General features: G+C 42.9%; 17 protein-coding genes. 12 read left to right on the top strand and 5 right to left on the bottom strand.

What is annotated here, in order from left to right; translation table 11 throughout:
* The first annotated feature begins 77 nt into the window (after positions 1–77).
* Positions 78–623 carry a helix-turn-helix domain-containing protein gene (locus tag FO442_RS13375; RefSeq protein ID WP_144333702.1) on the top strand — a complete coding sequence of 182 codons (546 nt, stop codon included), beginning with the start codon at positions 78–80 and terminating at the stop codon, positions 621–623.
* 82 nt (positions 624–705) lie between these two features.
* Here FO442_RS13375 and FO442_RS13370 read toward each other — a convergent pair whose 3' ends face one another.
* Positions 706–2,205: an FAD-dependent oxidoreductase gene (locus FO442_RS13370; protein ID WP_144333701.1), complete on the bottom strand. Its 1,500-nt coding sequence runs from the start codon at positions 2,203–2,205 to the stop codon at positions 706–708.
* A gap of 233 nt (positions 2,206–2,438) precedes the next feature.
* Between FO442_RS13370 and FO442_RS13365 the strand changes: the two genes are divergently transcribed.
* From FO442_RS13365 to FO442_RS13350, 3 genes are all read left to right on the top strand, one after another.
* On the top strand, positions 2,439–2,969 hold the full coding sequence (locus FO442_RS13365) for a YciE/YciF ferroxidase family protein (RefSeq protein ID WP_144333700.1): 531 nt from the start codon (positions 2,439–2,441) through the stop codon (positions 2,967–2,969).
* Between the two features lie 285 nt (positions 2,970–3,254).
* Positions 3,255–3,527: a hypothetical protein gene (locus FO442_RS13355; RefSeq protein WP_144333699.1), complete on the top strand. Its 273-nt coding sequence runs from the start codon at positions 3,255–3,257 to the stop codon at positions 3,525–3,527.
* 79 nt (positions 3,528–3,606) lie between these two features.
* The gene (locus tag FO442_RS13350) at positions 3,607–4,833 is read left to right on the top strand and encodes a DUF763 domain-containing protein (protein ID WP_144333698.1); all 1,227 of its coding nucleotides are present in this window, start codon (positions 3,607–3,609) and stop codon (positions 4,831–4,833) included.
* A 2-nt stretch (positions 4,834–4,835) separates the two neighbouring features.
* Here the strand turns inward: FO442_RS13350 and FO442_RS18730 are convergent, their stop codons facing one another.
* Positions 4,836–4,997 carry a hypothetical protein gene (locus tag FO442_RS18730; protein WP_186280121.1) on the bottom strand — a complete coding sequence of 54 codons (162 nt, stop codon included), beginning with the start codon at positions 4,995–4,997 and terminating at the stop codon, positions 4,836–4,838.
* Between the two features lie 181 nt (positions 4,998–5,178).
* Here FO442_RS18730 and FO442_RS13345 point away from each other — a divergent pair, with 181 nt between their 5' ends.
* The 3 genes from FO442_RS13345 (at position 5,179) to FO442_RS13335 (ending at position 6,809) form a co-directional block, all read left to right on the top strand.
* Positions 5,179–5,904, top strand: coding sequence for a DUF72 domain-containing protein (locus FO442_RS13345; protein ID WP_144333697.1), 726 nt, complete (start codon positions 5,179–5,181; stop codon positions 5,902–5,904).
* Positions 5,905–6,171: 267 nt separating this feature from the next.
* A complete protein-coding gene (locus FO442_RS19000; protein ID WP_144333696.1) occupies positions 6,172–6,417 on the top strand; it encodes a DUF6766 family protein in 246 nt (81 codons plus the stop codon).
* A gap of 101 nt (positions 6,418–6,518) precedes the next feature.
* Complete coding sequence (locus FO442_RS13335) at positions 6,519–6,809, top strand: YtxH domain-containing protein (protein WP_246073854.1); 291 nt, start codon at positions 6,519–6,521, stop codon at positions 6,807–6,809.
* A gap of 56 nt (positions 6,810–6,865) precedes the next feature.
* Here the strand turns inward: FO442_RS13335 and FO442_RS13330 are convergent, their stop codons facing one another.
* From FO442_RS13330 to FO442_RS13320, 3 genes are read right to left on the bottom strand one after another with little or no spacing between them, the layout of a single operon-like run.
* Positions 6,866–7,357 (bottom strand): CinA family protein, encoded by a 492-nt coding sequence (locus tag FO442_RS13330; RefSeq protein WP_144333695.1) that lies wholly within the window; start codon positions 7,355–7,357, stop codon positions 6,866–6,868.
* Positions 7,354–9,705 (bottom strand): glycosyltransferase, encoded by a 2,352-nt coding sequence (locus tag FO442_RS13325; RefSeq protein WP_144333694.1) that lies wholly within the window; start codon positions 9,703–9,705, stop codon positions 7,354–7,356. The genes FO442_RS13330 and FO442_RS13325 overlap by 4 nt, the downstream gene beginning before the upstream one ends.
* On the bottom strand, positions 9,689–10,738 hold the full coding sequence (locus tag FO442_RS13320) for a glycoside hydrolase family 130 protein (protein ID WP_144333693.1): 1,050 nt from the start codon (positions 10,736–10,738) through the stop codon (positions 9,689–9,691). The genes FO442_RS13325 and FO442_RS13320 overlap by 17 nt, the downstream gene beginning before the upstream one ends.
* A gap of 144 nt (positions 10,739–10,882) precedes the next feature.
* Between FO442_RS13320 and FO442_RS13315 the strand changes: the two genes are divergently transcribed.
* The 5 genes from FO442_RS13315 to FO442_RS13295 all read left to right on the top strand — a co-directional run bounded on the left by FO442_RS13315 (position 10,883) and on the right by FO442_RS13295 (position 15,045).
* Entirely contained in the window at positions 10,883–11,821 is a 939-nt protein-coding gene (locus FO442_RS13315; protein WP_222101999.1) for an AraC family transcriptional regulator, read from the top strand.
* Between the two features lie 81 nt (positions 11,822–11,902).
* Complete coding sequence (locus FO442_RS13310; RefSeq protein ID WP_144333692.1) at positions 11,903–12,121, top strand: putative antibiotic biosynthesis monooxygenase; 219 nt, start codon at positions 11,903–11,905, stop codon at positions 12,119–12,121.
* Positions 12,122–12,146: 25 nt separating this feature from the next.
* Positions 12,147–12,740, top strand: a complete 594-nt coding sequence (locus FO442_RS13305; protein WP_144333691.1) for a short chain dehydrogenase — start codon at positions 12,147–12,149, stop codon at positions 12,738–12,740.
* A gap of 49 nt (positions 12,741–12,789) precedes the next feature.
* Positions 12,790–13,413, top strand: coding sequence for a hypothetical protein (locus tag FO442_RS13300; RefSeq protein WP_144333690.1), 624 nt, complete (start codon positions 12,790–12,792; stop codon positions 13,411–13,413).
* A 177-nt stretch (positions 13,414–13,590) separates the two neighbouring features.
* Positions 13,591–15,045 (top strand): T9SS type A sorting domain-containing protein, encoded by a 1,455-nt coding sequence (locus FO442_RS13295; RefSeq protein WP_186280119.1) that lies wholly within the window; start codon positions 13,591–13,593, stop codon positions 15,043–15,045.
* Positions 15,046–15,115 lie beyond the last annotated feature (70 nt).

Genomic DNA, 15,115 nt, shown 5'->3' with positions numbered 1-15,115 from the left:
CGCAATAAATGAAATGAAAAAGAAAAGACTTAACTTATTTCCGCTAATAATTATGAATCACAAAAACTCTGTTTAATTTGAGACTATATATAAAATACATGATCAGTTCCCGTTGTAAACTGGTTGTAAGAAATGAATTAGAAAAATTAGGGATCCAATGTGTTACGGTGGATTTGGGAATTGTAGAAACCCTGACCGAACTTTCAGATGAAGAATTGGAAATCCTGAGGACGAATTTGTCCAAATCGGGATTGGAGCTTCTGGAAGATAAAAAAAGGGTTTTGGTTGTCCAGATGAAAGATGCGATCATCGACTTGATCTGCAATTCGGACGAAGTACCAAACGTGAATTACTCGGATTACCTGAGTGAAAAGCTCGGACAGGATTATACGTATCTGTCCGGTATCTTTTCAGAGGCAAAAGGGGTTACTGTTCAGCAATTCATTATCCTGAAAAAAATTGAACGTGTGAAGGAACTTTTGGCGATGAGTGATATGAGCCTGGCAGAAATTGCTTTTAAGCTTAATTACAGCAGTGTTGCCCATCTTTCGAACCAGTTCAAGAAAAACACAGGATTGAGCCCATCGAATTACCGCGAAATGATGGCGGATAAGGTTGAATAAGATCCTTTAAACTAACACTTTATTGACCCGGTGAAAAATTGATTTCACCGGTTTTTTATTTCTGAAAGTATGGGTTTCACATTCATTCTTTTTTCACGGGAAGATCTTGGAGTGCCGGTCCTTCAATAACTTTTCCATCGACATCGAACCGGCTGCCGTGACAGGGACAATCCCAGGTTTTCTCAGACTGGTTCCAGTTGACGACACATTTCATGTGTGTACAAACTGCTGAAACAATGTGAAGTCTCCAATCCGGATCTTTGTAAACCGCCACTTTCTCATGGTCCAGTGAAATTACTTTTCCTTCTCCCGGTTTGATTTCGCTCAAAAATTCCGGATCTACATTCCAGGGCACATCTTTTAAATACTGAACAGCCACATCGATGTTTTCTACGATGAAATTTTTTGCTGATCTGACCGGGGTGAATCGCCCCACTTTGTACAGTTCTTCCCATGAATTTGATTTTCCCAGGATCTGGTCTGAAACGATCATTGCAGCCAGGGTTCCGTAGGTTAATCCGTCGGCTGCAAAACCGGTCATAAAATAAACCCGTTCTCCGTGTTTACCAATATAAGGAAGTCCGTCTGCTGACCGGTATTGCTGGCCTCCCCAAAAGTAGGAGAGATCGGAAACAGGAAGCCGTTCAGTCAGGTAACTTTTAAGTCCCGAAACATACTTTTCAGTATCTTCATGTTGTCCGGTCTTAAAGCGGTCTCCAATAGCCATTACGTAATTTTGACCATTATTCCTGAACGAACGAACGGAATGCTTGGGGTCATTCAATCCCCAATAAATTCCGCCGGGAAAAACCGGGTCATTTAAGGGAGCTGCGACGCCAAATTCCCTGTACGGTGCGAGCAAGGTTTGGATCAGGTAATTCCCCACTGGGGTATGAGTGGCCATCAGGATGTGATTTGCTTTTATCTGGCCCTTTTCTGTCTTGAGGATTCCCTTTTCTTCGTCCAATTCCGTGACACGGCTGTTTTCATAAATTTCGCATTTCTCAGAAATCATAGAAGCGAGTTGCCGGACATATCTCAAAGGATGAAACTGCGCTTGGTCTTTGATTTGAAGGGCTCTTTTTGTTTGGTATGGAAGACCTGCATCATCCAGTATAACGGGATTCAGACCTGCTTCGCGGAGTGCGTCGTATTCATCTTCGATAAAGGTTTCCACTTCTTTTGTCAGGTGTTCGGCAAAGAGAGTAAAAGGCTGCCGGTGAAAATCGCAATCAATCGCATACCGGTTAATGGTGTTTTCTATCAGGCTGACAGCCGCTGCACGTGAACTGACTACTGCTTTCATGACGTCCGCATTCCATTTGTTGCGGAGAACGGATAAATGTTCGTCCACGACGGAATACAGGTTCCCGGTAGAATTTCCGGTAGTTCCTAACCCGATTGTTTTTGCTTCAAGCAGAAGGACGTTCTTTCCTGCCTGACTTAAAAGCATGGCGGCAGTTAATCCGGTGATACCACCCCCGATAATAGCAATATCCACATCCTTTACTCCTTCGAAAACAGGGAATTCCATAAGTACCTGAGCGGTATCTTCCCATAGTGATCTTGCCTCTAAATCCATCCTGTCACATTTATCATCCACACAACCTAATTTAAGGAAAACAAGTGTCGGTCTTTGGGTTTTTCATCTTTTTTAACGGGTTGAGACAGAAAATTTTTCACCCTTTCTTTTTGGTTTGTTCAATCTTCACATTTGTAAGAATTATACAAATAGCAGCGAATATTATGTAAGCGTTTTTCCCTTCCGGAGCCTTAATTTTCGATTAAAGATATTGATTAAAAAAAAAAGGAATTATGGCAACAAAAACGACAAATCAGGGCGGATCATCGAGAGAATCCGGATTGAGAGAACTATTCATTGACGAACTGAAAGACATTTATTGGGCTGAAAAAGCATTGGTAAAGGCACTTCCGAAAATGGCGAACAAAGCAACAAACAGTGAGCTTGCTGCTGCGATTGAAGATCACCTTGCAGTTACAGAAACCCACGTGGATCGTTTGGAGCAGGTTTTTGAGGCCATTGGAGAAAAAGCTGCAACCAAAAAATGCGAAGCGATGGATGGATTGATTACGGAGGCCGAAGAGTTGATGAAAGAAATTGAAGACGGGGTTGTGCGCGATGCAGCTATCATTTCCGCTGCTCAGAAAGTAGAACACTATGAAATAGCAAGCTATGGAACCCTGGTTTCTTTTGCAAACACTTTGGGTGAATCGGATGCTGCTGAGTTGCTGGAGGAAACCTTAAACGAAGAAAAGGAGGCAGATCAGACTCTGACAGAGATTGCGGAGTCTTCTATTAATATAGACGCAGCAGGTGAAGAGTAAGACTTTTTTTAAGTGGTGTGTTGGTAGGTGAGGAATGTTGGAGAAAGAGAACGGGCTTTCTCCAGCATGCACCCATGCTGATCCCCCAAACCTTTATTCACAAAACGATGATGAGAATAATCATATGCATTTTGGCACTTATTGTAATTACAGGTTGGGCCATTGTTTATTTCAAATTCAATAAAGGGGGAATGTTTCATTTAACCCTTGCTGTTGCGGTGATAGCAATTGCGACCCAATTGCTTCCCGGCAGCAGGACCTCTGATAAATTAAAAGATCAAAATCATGAAAGAAGAAAAAGATCACTCAGCAAAAGATAAAAAAAGCATGGGGTTGGCAACCATTGCTACGGCGTTTGCAACGGGTGCTGCTGCCGGTTTGGCCGTTGGAATATTGATTGCATCTGATAAGGAAACCAGTTTCAGGGATAAGGTTAGAAAATTTATCCGGGAAGTGGACGGTGACAGGATAGATGAGCCGGGCGATCAATCGGATAATCAATTTGACAATCAGCCGGGTAATCGGTCTGCGAATCAGGCAAAGGACCAGTCTGCATGAAATAGCTGATGTTTTCGGTCAAAGTGCTTTTTAACAGTCTGTTCGATCTGATTGTAAACGACGTTCCGTAACTTTGGATATGCCCAAACTTTATTTTGATTCCAGGCGATATGCGGATTTGCCGTTGCATTACGGTAAGGTACCGCCATGGCTGGCGGAGCGTATGCGTTCGCTAGGTGGTGCTATTGTGGAATCCATCGTCCTGGAGTATGGAAAATCTGCGGTATTGAGCAGATTAAGTGATCCGTTTTGGTTCCAGGCATTCGGATGTGTTTTGGGAATGGACTGGCATTCTTCCGGTATTACGACTTCCGTAATGGGAGCTTTAAAAGGTGCAGTCAATTATCGGTCACATGAACTGGGTATTTACATTGCCGGCGGTAAGGGCAAGCATTCGCGGAATACCCCGGAAGAGTTGAAACGTTTTTCCGATAAAACAGGCCTTGACGGGAATGAATTGGTGCGTTCCAGCAGGCTGACAGCCAAAGTCGACAACAATGCAATCCAGGATGGTTTCCAGATATACATGCATAATTTTGTAGTTACGGATGAAGGAGAATGGACGGTTATCCAGCAGGGGATGGACGATTCTTCCGGAATGGCCCGCCGGTATCACTGGCATTCCGAAACAGTAAAATCATTCATTGAAACACCGCATACGTTTATTTATGGGAAGAACCAGGGAGAGATTCTCAACCTGACAGATAAGGAAGCCGGTACAGCAAAATCAGGGATTCTCGAATTGGTGACAGAGAAACCATCCGTGATCATTCCGGAAGTGCGGCGGCTCATTCTTCCTGCCCATCACGAATTAAAAGCGGAAGATGTGAATTTAAAACGCCTTGGAAGCGTGCTGGCACTTGCACATGACACCGGATTGCGCGATTTCGAATCCTTACTTTTATTGGAAGGAGTCGGGCCACGAACCGTTCAATCACTGGCATTGGTGAGCGAAATCATTCACGGGACACCTGCACGATTCAGTGATCCGGGTCGCTTTTCGTTTGCTCACGGTGGAAAAGACGGACATCCATTCCCGGTGCCGACAACAATCTACGACGAGACAATTCAACTTCTTCAGACTGCGGTTGAAAAAGCAAAAATCGGTCAGCCGGATAAAAACCGTGCGATCCAAAACCTGCACCTGGTTGCTCAATTGGTTGAACAGCAATTTGTACCGGATGAAGCTTTGTTCGAAAAAGCCTTGGCGAAAGAGCGTGCGGAATCGCATCATTATGGAGGAAGAACTGTTTTTGGAAAAGCCCGGCCACCTGCAAATAACGGACAGCTAAGCTTGTTTGATTGAAATTATTTTCCTTCCTGAGAATCGGAACTTTCTCTTCCGGGACTATTGATTGGAAGTCCTTTTTCAGGTTTGCGTCGATCTGTCTTTTTAGCCGTTTCTTTCATCCCTGCAGGATTCTCTTGCTTTATTTCCTGATCCTCGTTCTTTTTTGCTTCCCGTGTCATAACGCATGTATTTAATGAATACTAAACCATGGTGGAGTGTTTTTTCTAAATTGAACCTATTGGACCGGCGTTTAAAAATCGGTTATGTTGTATTTTGTTAATGACGGGTGGGGCATATCTGCGTACAGTGGAATAAAAATAGGGTATGTATTCATTTATATAAAGAATAAATCAGGTTGAAATGAAGAAGGAATTATACATCGGTTGTTCGGGATATTACTATCCGGCCTGGAAGAAAAAGTTTTATCCGGAGGGCTTGCAGCCAAAAGGGTGGTTGGAATATTACGCCGGGGTTTTCAATACCGTTGAATTGAACGGGACATTTTACCGCACTCCCAAATTGACAGATCTGAAAAAGTATTACGACGCGACTCCGCCTGATTTCCGTTTCTCGGTAAAAATGAGTAAGCAGATCACGCACATTTTGAAGCTAAAAGAAACCCGCTCGCAAATTACCGAATTTCAATCCCTGGTTCGCGGGGGACTGCAGGAGAAATGCATGCATTTCCTTTTTCAATTACCGCCATCGTTTCAATACTCGGAGGAAAACCTGAATCGGGTGCTTGAAACAATTCCGCATCTTCCCGAAAACGTCATCGAATTCCGTCATGTTTCCTGGTGGAACGAAACCGTTCAGGAAAAACTGGCTACAGCTGATGTGACTTTTTGCAACGTCGATTTTCCCGGTTTGGATACTTATTTTATCGAAACGAACAAGTGCTTTTACCTGCGGTTGCACGGAAACCCGGTCTTATTCAAATCTTCTTACAACGTGGCAGACCTGGCAAGATTCTATGAAGCAATCCCGGGAGAAATGACAGAAAAGTGTATTTACTTTAACAACACCTATTACGAATCCGGATATGAGAACGCCATGCAATTGAAAAAAATAGCAAATCGTTTGTAGTTAAAATTGACCACTGCTCCTCAAAAGCCACTTTGAATCTTAACAATTATCAAATTTATGTAAATCCCTTTCAGGATTTTGTAAGAACTCCCCTTTAAAGCTGGATTACCTTTGAAACAAAGCTTAAGAGTAACAATTTTTAAGTGGTCCATGTGTGGTAGTGTGGGTTAAGTGTAAAAAAAAGGGGGAGTTTGAGGTGAAGGTTAAGCTCCCCCTTTTACTATGACAGGAATTTAAAAACGGGTAAAATGGAATCTGATCCGGATCATGGAGAAGGAAGCCTGTAATGAATTATCCGGAAGGAGGAATATGGGCTTTCCAAATGCAATATCTGACCAGCGGGCTTTTTTTGCAGGCAACATTCGAAAAATGGGGAAAGTGAGTTTTTCCAGATGGCCCTATTCGTTGTCCTGCCGATTTTTTACCATTGTCATTCTTTCAATTTATTTGCGACAGGCCGGTTTTCCTCAATCCAAAAAGGTCAATGCTCCTCACAAACAAACCGGAGAATAATCCCAATGTGGGATTTCTATAAGAATCAATGGTGATTCTGTAAGGATTTAGTGCCGGCGAAAGTTCACCTTTAAGCATATAATCAGGAATAAAAATGAACTATGGATTCGACATTGGAATTAGCAGGACACATTTTAAAATTCATCATCAATAAATCAATGAAAATGAAGTCGGAAGAAGATAAAGCGCGAAAAGATGGATCATCTAATAACGTTTCAAAAGTAATAGGGACGTTGGCTGCTGGAGCTGCAGTGGGATTAGCTGCCGGAATTTTGCTGGCACCTGAAAAAGGAAAGAAAACCCGGGCGAAACTGCTGGATGAGGCAAAGGACCTGACAGGTAAGTTGAAAAAGAAAGCAGATGAGGTGATGAAACAGAAGACAGCTAAGTAAATCACAGGTTAGATTATGAGATATCAAATGGCGCGGGCATTTTGCTTGCGCCTTTTTTATTCCGGTTCCGGTTTTTGGATCGTCTTCAGAATCAGGTGGTACAATTCACCTGTAGCCTTCGTTTTGATCTCCAGGGGAGTTCCGCGAAAAACGTTTCGGAAGTCGTGTGTTTTTCGTTTATAACGGATTGCATAAAAGACCGTCCCAACGGGTTTGTCTTTTGTTTCGCTGCCGTCTGAAGATGCCAGACCGGTTATAGCGGCATAAACATCGGCTTTAATAGGTTTGGATAGGTTCAAAGCCATTTTCCGGGTTACTTCACGTGATTCACAAGTGTGGCTATGAATGGTTGCCGGCTTCACTTGTAAGAGCTGAGTTTTAGCCTTAGGTGTATAACATACAAGAGAAGCCAACAACACATCCGAGACCCCGATACAGGAAGAAAGTTTCATTGCTGCAAGTCCACAAGTCATGCTTTCAGCCAAAACCAATGTTAAGCCTTCTTTTTGCATGAACTGTATAAGACCATTTGCCCGCTTCTGTATCATTCATTATAACTTTTTTCAACAGATATCATGTGAATTTTTTTAGGTTGTATCATGCGGGTGTTATGTTGTTTTTCAATCGTCATTCTGGCAATTAGGTAACTAATGGTTGATTCGGCTCCCTGGTTCAAATTGATGTGTTCCCGTTCGAGACCATCGTAACATCCTCCTGTTCCCGGGTTATAAATAATTCGAGACAGGTGATTATTACCTAAAAACCAACTAAATGCGAGTTCTGATTTTTTCAGATACCCTTCATTTCCAAAAGTTTCATGGAAATGGTCCAATGCTAAAATGGTATAGGCCACATCAATCGGTTGTTCCCCGAATTCTTCTGGTTTATGTCCTTTGTGCAACCAGCTTTTATTGGAAATCAATTTAATTCCGGTTTTACTGAAGGTGAGTGACAGGAGGAAATCAAAGGATTTCTTGGCGACAATTTTATAAAATTGATCTCCTGTTTCTTTCCATGCACATAAGAGTGCTTCGGGTAAAATACTGTTGGCATAAGTCAGATAACTTTCAAACCAGGGCCAGTTCTCTTCCGATTCGGACCGGTAGATCCCGATCAGTCGATCAGCCAATAACTTGATACAGGATTTGATGCGTGGCGATTGTTCTTCCAGGTTGCTGAAATACAAACCTTTAATTGCAAAGGCAATCGCACGGGGAGAATGCATGTTCTCCACTGTTTTCAGTGCTTTTTCCAAAATGGATTTTGCCATGATCCCGAACTGTTCCGGAAGAATATGTTGTTTGGATATCAGGTAACCCAATGCCCAGATAGCTCTGCCGTTTGAATCCGACAGGTTGGTTTCGAAATTCTGATTTGAAAATAACTGGTCCTGGTCGACATAGTTCAGGAACTCACCTCCGGGTTGCTGACAAAAGGAAATGAATTTCAAGTATGTCTGAATGGCTACCAGGCTTGCACCATCCAGTGTTGTCTCATAATACATGCATCGGGCAATCATTGCTCTTGCATTGTCATCCAGGGTATATCCCGAATCACGATCGGGTTGATTGATTTTAGAGAACTGGATCATTCCGAATCGGTCGGTCAATTTGCTGAAATGTGCCAGGTTGATTTCCGGTAGGGCATAATGCAATTCTATTTTACCCGATGTGAGCCGCTGGAATAACCTGGCATGCGCAATCGAAGAATTTTCCCAGGCAGTCGGAGCAATACGCTCTAACCCATTGGATGTGAACCGTTCTCTTAGTGATTCATTTTCGAGCAGTTGCTCAATTGCGTGCGCCAATTGATCGGGTTTGCTGAAATCCACAATGATTCCTGTTTCCTCGTTGAGGAATTCTTTTGCGTGAGGAATGGGGGTAGAAATGATCGGACAGCCGCAACTCATCGCATAAGAAAACGTACCACTCACACTTTGGTTCGGGTCGCGGGAAGTAAAAAGGTAAATATCCGTTAATTGAAGGTATTCCAGCAGCTCTTTGAGTGACAGGTACTTATTTACAAAGAGCACGTGGTTTTCCAGTTTCAGGTTTTTGACTTTCGCTTTAAGGGATTCCCTGTACGCTTCTCCTTCGGATGCAATTACACCCGGGTGTGTTTTCCCGATAATTAAAAAGACAATTCCCGGATCACGACTAACTATTTGCGGAAGCGCTTCCAACGTCGTTTCAATCCCTTTACCCGAACTAAGTAAGCCAAACGTGGAGAGGATGGTTTTTCGCTGCAGCCCGAATTTTTGCTTTAGCTGTTCTTTATCCAGGTGAGGCACAAGGTGTGTTCCATGCGGAATGAGGCTTATTTTTTTTGCAGGGATAGCATATTCATTTTTTAAGATCTCTGCGGCATGATTTGTCATAACGATAATTGAATCTGAAAACAACCCGATGTTCCGGACATGTGTTTTTCGTTTTCCATTCGGATTGGGAAGTACTGTATGGAATACCGTTACAACCGGTTTTTTTAAAAACTGGATGAATTTCAGGAAGGTGTTTTCATCATCTATTCTGAAAAGCCCGAACTCGTGCTGGATAACGATCAGTCCGATCCGGTCATTGTTATTGATTTTGTTGGCCAAAGCCGCATATTCGATCGGGATACCAGTTTGAAGGGTATAGGTAACTTCTTTCGGGTATTGATGGTCCGTGAAACCGTCTTCCAATGCACATACTTGTACTTCAAAGGATTGATCGAATTGTTGTTTCAGGGCCTCCAACAGGTCCTGCGAGTAGGTTGCTATTCCGCATTCTCTCGGAGGATACGATGTAATGAGAAGCACAACCGGAACTTCCAGTTTGGCGAGTCTGACTCCAGAGTCAGCATGGTGGTTAGGGAATAAGGGTTGAGCGAATCGACTAAAGTTAATTGGATGTTTCATCTTTCGTTGTGTTTAATTTGAGTTCCGAAATGAGTTCAGTAAGACTCACTGATGCATAAGCAATTTGCTTGTCGGCTGCACCATAATAGATGTATAGTGTATCGCCGAATTGTGCTGTTCCGCAAGGGAAACAGACATTATCGACTTCTCCCTGCACTTCCCAGCTTTGGTCCGGTTCGAACAAGGGATATGGTAAACGTGCAATTTCTTTTTTAGGGTTATGTAGGTCGAGCAGGGCAGCACAGGCAGAATAGATATTTCCGTCAAAAGTGCATTTTACCCCGTGATAGATCAAAAGCCATCCCGATTCCGTTTCTATTGGGGGAGCACCTGCACCGATGTAGCTGATTTCGTGTTCGTGTTTGGGAATCAGTACCGTATTTTCCTTCAGCCGGGTCAAATAGCTTTTCCAAAATGCAGGTGTCAGCTCGCTGAGTTCATTGATTGCAACCAGTTGGATGTCGGGTTTTATCCGGTGAAGGAAATGAAGTTTTCCATCAATTCGCTCCGGGAAGAAGAGTACGTCCTTGTCCCAGATCAGGTTGCTGCGATTGTTTTTCTTTATAAACGGAGCACAATTGCAATATCCCAGGTAACGGTCGCCGAATTCCCATTCTTCCGTGGCGAGTACTTCGAATTCTTCGTAAGAGAATAAAGGAACGATCGGTCCGTGTTTTTCAAAGGTCTCCAGGTCTTTTGATGTTGCCAGTGCTCCCAACGCATTGTCTCCGTCAAATGCAGTATAAGTCAAATAATAAAGATCATCGATGCGACAGATCCGCGGATCTTCCACTCCCCATGATTCAAACTCGAATTCCGGGAATATCACAGGTTTTGTATCCCTGCTCATAATTTGGTGCGGACCATCCAGTTTACAGTGGCCTATCGTAGAATGGTTCCCGGCTTTTACTGCCCTGTAGAAGAGGTGAACCGTATTCCCTTCCCGAATGACACCCGGGTTGAGTACTGCATGACTTTCAAAATCATGAGTTGTCTTTTCCAATAGTATGCCCTCTTTTGTAATCTGAATCATAGTTGTGGTTCCCGCAATGGTAAATAGTGACGGGAATCGTAAAGTTCAGTTGAGAAGGGGGTAGAAATGTTATAAAAATTTGGTCAGAAGTTACATAATCATCACATTTCACAAAATTTGGCGAGATCTTCAGATCGTTGCAAAGTGCTGAATTCTTTATTGTTGAATCCCGGAAGTTCTTTTCCGGCCTGTAAATATGCTATATTTGGAACTTTAGACGCAACCATGGACAAAATTCCGCTTAGACGGATTTCGGATCGGATTCAAAACAGCGATAAACTGTTCAGCATCCGCACGCTTGAAGAGATACTGGATGGTAAACCGATGAACGACGGGTTGCACCGGCACAATTACTTTTTCATCCTGGTCATTAAAACGGGCACGGGAGAGCATGTGATTGATTTTATTCCTTATTCCATTGACGACCGTTCGGTGTTTATTCTGCGTCCGGGACAAATCCATCAACTTAAATTGGCCCCGGACTGTAAAGGGTTTTTGATGCAGTTCGATGCAGATTTTTACAGCCCGACGAATGTTTCTGCCAAACAGCGGTTCAGAAGGGTAACAGCCAAAAATAGTTGTTCACCGGAACCACTCCGTTTTGAAAAGCTTTGTGCGATTTTGGATTACATCTATCAGGAGTACATGAATAAAGAACGAGACTTTTCTGATTTGATTCGGGCTAACCTGGATATTTTCTTTATTGAATCCATGCGGCAAAGTGCGAATCCCGCTCAAAAGACGACTACAGAAATATCTTATGAACAAGAGCGTTTCGAGGAATTTCAGGAATTGCTTGAGAAACATGTGACCGAACACAAAACAGTTATTCAGTATGCGGAAATGATGGGTATTTCTGTTTATCAGTTAAATAAAGTTACCAAAGATGTCCTGGAAAAAACAGTCTCCGAATTAATCCATGAACAATTAATCCTGGAATCCAAAAGAACCCTTTTAGGAACTTCCGTTCAGGTGAAGGAGGTTGCTTATTCTCTTGGATTTGAGGATGTCTCCTACTTTATTCGTTTTTTCAGGAAAGGAACGGGTTTCTCTCCCGAAGCATTTCGAAATCATTTCAGATAAATCCTGCTCAACTCAATAATTGTCCTGCACAGATGGGGAAGGCTCCCTGTACTTTTGTCTCAAATCAAAATAACAGATGAAATGAAGACAAAAACACGATTATTGATGGCAATGAAAATTTGGGTGGTCATTTATCCATCCATTACTCTTTTCCTGTTCCTGTTCGGGAAGCCACTGGCTGATTTCCCATTGTACCAGCGAACATTTCTCCTGACAATTATCCTTGTTCCGTGGGTGGTATTTGTAGGAGTTCCCTTAACGGATGTGCTGATAAGTAAGGTTTCGAAAAAAGACAAATAATTACAATTAATAATAGAGAATCAAGATGAAAATAATATTGGTGGGTGCTTCGGGCACTATGGGAACACATTTAAGTAAAGTATTTGAACAGGAGTATGAAATTGTCAAAGTCGGATCGAAAAGTGGCGATATCTTAATGGATATTACCTCAACGGAATCCATTGAACAGATGTTTAAACAGGTTGGTCCGTTCGACGCCCTGATCTCAACTGCGGGACCAACGCATGTCGGTCCATGGAAAACGCTGACCTATCAGACTTTCCGGAAAGGAGTAGAGGGGAAAATGATGGGACAGATCAACTTGGTTTTAATCGGTCAGCACTACATCAATCCCAAAGGATCTTTTACGCTGATTACCGGAGCATTGTCACATGATCCGCAACTGAATTTTGCGAACGCTTCGGCAGCAAATGGAGCAGTGGAAGGTTTTGTGAGAGCAGCAGCTATTGAGCTGGAAAATGGGATTCGGATCAATGCGGTGAGTCCCACGGTAATAGAAGATTCACCTCAATACTTCCCTTATTTTCCAGGGGATATTCCCGTAACGATGAAACAATTGGAGTATGGTTTCCGGAAAAGTGTATTCGGGGCGAATACGGGACAGGTCATTAAACTGTAAAAGTTGTAAAAAAATGGGCTAGATTTACCCCAAATAAAACCGATTCATTATGGACACTATTAAACTGAATTTTATCAACAGGTCAAACGACAGCAACAACAGTGAAATCGTTATTTTCCAAAAAAATGTTTCTGAAAATGCGGATGAACTGGCTGTTGCCTGGAAAGTCATTCAAAACTGTGGTCAGGGGGCTCATCATCCATTGAATTTCCCCTCACAAATTGAAGTGGCAGCATCCGATTCCTGGGGAAACTTTACACTGCAGCTCCCTGCCGATGAAGGGCAGGCATTCGAAATGGTAAAAAACAATTCGGGAGATGTGCTGCAAACGGCTGCAACTTCCGCAAGTAATAAGAATGAAATAGAGGTACGTAATCAACTTATTACAGGGGCTATTTCTGCTTATTGTTTCCGCGATGGAAGCATATGTGCAATGAAATCAGGTATTTCACCTTCTCAAAAAGCTGTTTTTTCATTTACCCCAACCATTTGGATCGGAGTTGTTTCTCAGGTAGAAGAGGGCCAGGTATTAAATTCAGCTATTATTTCGAGTGTCAATACTGAAATCAGTTTGATGGGAATCGCAGAAGCCGATATTGTCATGACCGGAGGCGGGCCGGGAAGTTCCTCAACTCCTTTCAGGTTTACATTGGAAAATGTAGTTTATGCATGAGAAACTGAAGTCACCGTGACAGCAAGCGCCTGTTTCAGGCGCTTGCTGTTTTTTTGAAGACCTTTACCCAACGCGATTCCGGTTAAGGACGTTAGAATGAATCAGCTGGATTTTGTATGTTTGAGAAACATGTCGAAGAATTCAGGTTATTTTAATCATTATTCAAAAAGGAAAACTATGAAGAAATTAGTATTTGGAATCATCACAATCTGTAGTTTCACCATCCATTCAACTGCTCAAAGCGCAATTTGGAATGCACCGGTTACCGTCGCTTTGGGATCGACTTACAGTAACATTTATCCGCGAATTGCATTGACAACAGGAGATTATCCGCAAGTGATTTGGGGAAATAATGGCACCAATAAAATCTATTCTTCGCGTTTGAGCATATCGGGTTTTACAAGTCCAATAGCTCTGAATCCTGATGGTGTAGTTCCATATATAGCTACCTGGACGGGAGCTGAAATAGCAACTTCAGGAGATATGGTTTATGTGGTTTTCAGTACAGAACCGGTTGGGAATACAGCCCAGGTTTATACCGTTCGTTCAATAGATGGTGGATGGAGCTTTCAGGATACGGTTCGCGTAGATCAAATCGGAAGTGATATTCCACGTTTTCCTTCAGTTGCTGTTGGTTTAAGCGACAACGTGATCGTCAATTTTATGCGCTTTAACTCGGCCTTTGAAGATCCCGAATATTCCATCTCGCGCTCTACAACAGGCGGAACCAGTTATTTGGCTCCAATAAATCCTACTTCGGCAGCTCCCGGATTTGTCTGTGATTGTTGTCCGGCAACAGTTGTTACTTCCGGGAATCAGCAGGTGTTGCTTTTCCGTAACAATGACAACAATATCCGTGAAATGTGGGGATGTTATTCGACAGACGGAAGCGCCAGTTTTACAGCAGCAGCTAAAGTGGACCAAACGAATTGGAATGTGAGCTCGTGTCCTTCAAGCGGGCCTTCTGGTGTCATCATGGGAGATTCGCTGGTAACAACCTGGATGAGCGGGGGTGATGTCTATATCAGTTCTTCAAGCTTGGCAGATCAGCAGATCGGAGTTCATCGCCAATTGTTTCCTATGGGAACAGGTGTTCATAATTTCCCGGTTATCGCCGGAAAAGGGGATACTTTAGCAATTGTATGGCAGGGAAACAATGCTGGATCGACGGATGTATTCTTTACTTACTCTGTTACAGGGACCGCTGGTTTGGGAGTAAATGTCGATACGCTGACACAAGGAGGTTCCGGATCACAAACCCGTCCGGATATTCAATTTTCCAACGGGAAATTCCACATTGTTTACAGTGATAACGTGGGAAATAATGTGAAATACCTGCAAGGAACGATTGATCCGTCTACACTTGGAACAAGTGAAACAATAACCGATTCCGGGCTTTCAATTTTCGCAACTCAATCAGAAGGAAAAACACTGATCAAAGTGCGTTCCGAATTGGAAACAGAGGCATCTGTTCAGTTGATAAATTCGGCCGGACAACAAGTTTATTCGGGTAAGCAACAAATCACAAAAGGAATTTCCGGCGTTCCTGTTCCGGATGTTCAGAAAGGAATCTATTACGTGATTTTGGAAACCAAATCGGGAAAAATCTATAAGCAAAAAGTGGCGTTGTAGATGCTGCAAATATTTTGATATGACAAAGCCTCCGTTAACAACGGAGGCCTAATAGCTTTAAATTGGTGTA

The organism is Fluviicola chungangensis (assembly GCF_007558725.1).
Classification (GTDB): domain Bacteria; phylum Bacteroidota; class Bacteroidia; order Flavobacteriales_D; family Crocinitomicaceae; genus Fluviicola; species Fluviicola chungangensis.
Note: the sequence above shows the minus strand (reverse complement) of the source record. Positions and strands in the feature narration are given on the sequence as shown.

What these genes read in the sequence shown, in the direction of transcription:
- FO442_RS13325 (WP_144333694.1), bottom strand. Translation starts at nt 9,705, where the DNA reads ATGAAACATCCAATTAACTTTAGTCGATTCGCTCAACCCTTATTCCCT.
- FO442_RS13345 (WP_144333697.1), top strand. Translation starts at nt 5,179, where the DNA reads ATGAAGAAGGAATTATACATCGGTTGTTCGGGATATTACTATCCGGCC.
- FO442_RS13310 (WP_144333692.1), top strand. Translation starts at nt 11,903, where the DNA reads ATGAAGACAAAAACACGATTATTGATGGCAATGAAAATTTGGGTGGTC.
- FO442_RS18730 (WP_186280121.1), bottom strand. Translation starts at nt 4,997, where the DNA reads ATGACACGGGAAGCAAAAAAGAACGAGGATCAGGAAATAAAGCAAGAG.
- FO442_RS13305 (WP_144333691.1), top strand. Translation starts at nt 12,147, where the DNA reads ATGAAAATAATATTGGTGGGTGCTTCGGGCACTATGGGAACACATTTA.
- FO442_RS19000 (WP_144333696.1), top strand. Translation starts at nt 6,172, where the DNA reads ATGGAGAAGGAAGCCTGTAATGAATTATCCGGAAGGAGGAATATGGGC.
- FO442_RS13350 (WP_144333698.1), top strand. Translation starts at nt 3,607, where the DNA reads ATGCCCAAACTTTATTTTGATTCCAGGCGATATGCGGATTTGCCGTTG.
- FO442_RS13320 (WP_144333693.1), bottom strand. Translation starts at nt 10,738, where the DNA reads ATGATTCAGATTACAAAAGAGGGCATACTATTGGAAAAGACAACTCAT.
- FO442_RS13370 (WP_144333701.1), bottom strand. Translation starts at nt 2,205, where the DNA reads ATGGATTTAGAGGCAAGATCACTATGGGAAGATACCGCTCAGGTACTT.
- FO442_RS13335 (WP_246073854.1), top strand. Translation starts at nt 6,519, where the DNA reads ATGGATTCGACATTGGAATTAGCAGGACACATTTTAAAATTCATCATC.
- FO442_RS13365 (WP_144333700.1), top strand. Translation starts at nt 2,439, where the DNA reads ATGGCAACAAAAACGACAAATCAGGGCGGATCATCGAGAGAATCCGGA.
- FO442_RS13300 (WP_144333690.1), top strand. Translation starts at nt 12,790, where the DNA reads ATGGACACTATTAAACTGAATTTTATCAACAGGTCAAACGACAGCAAC.
- FO442_RS13330 (WP_144333695.1), bottom strand. Translation starts at nt 7,357, where the DNA reads ATGATACAGAAGCGGGCAAATGGTCTTATACAGTTCATGCAAAAAGAA.
- FO442_RS13355 (WP_144333699.1), top strand. Translation starts at nt 3,255, where the DNA reads ATGAAAGAAGAAAAAGATCACTCAGCAAAAGATAAAAAAAGCATGGGG.
- FO442_RS13295 (WP_186280119.1), top strand. Translation starts at nt 13,591, where the DNA reads ATGAAGAAATTAGTATTTGGAATCATCACAATCTGTAGTTTCACCATC.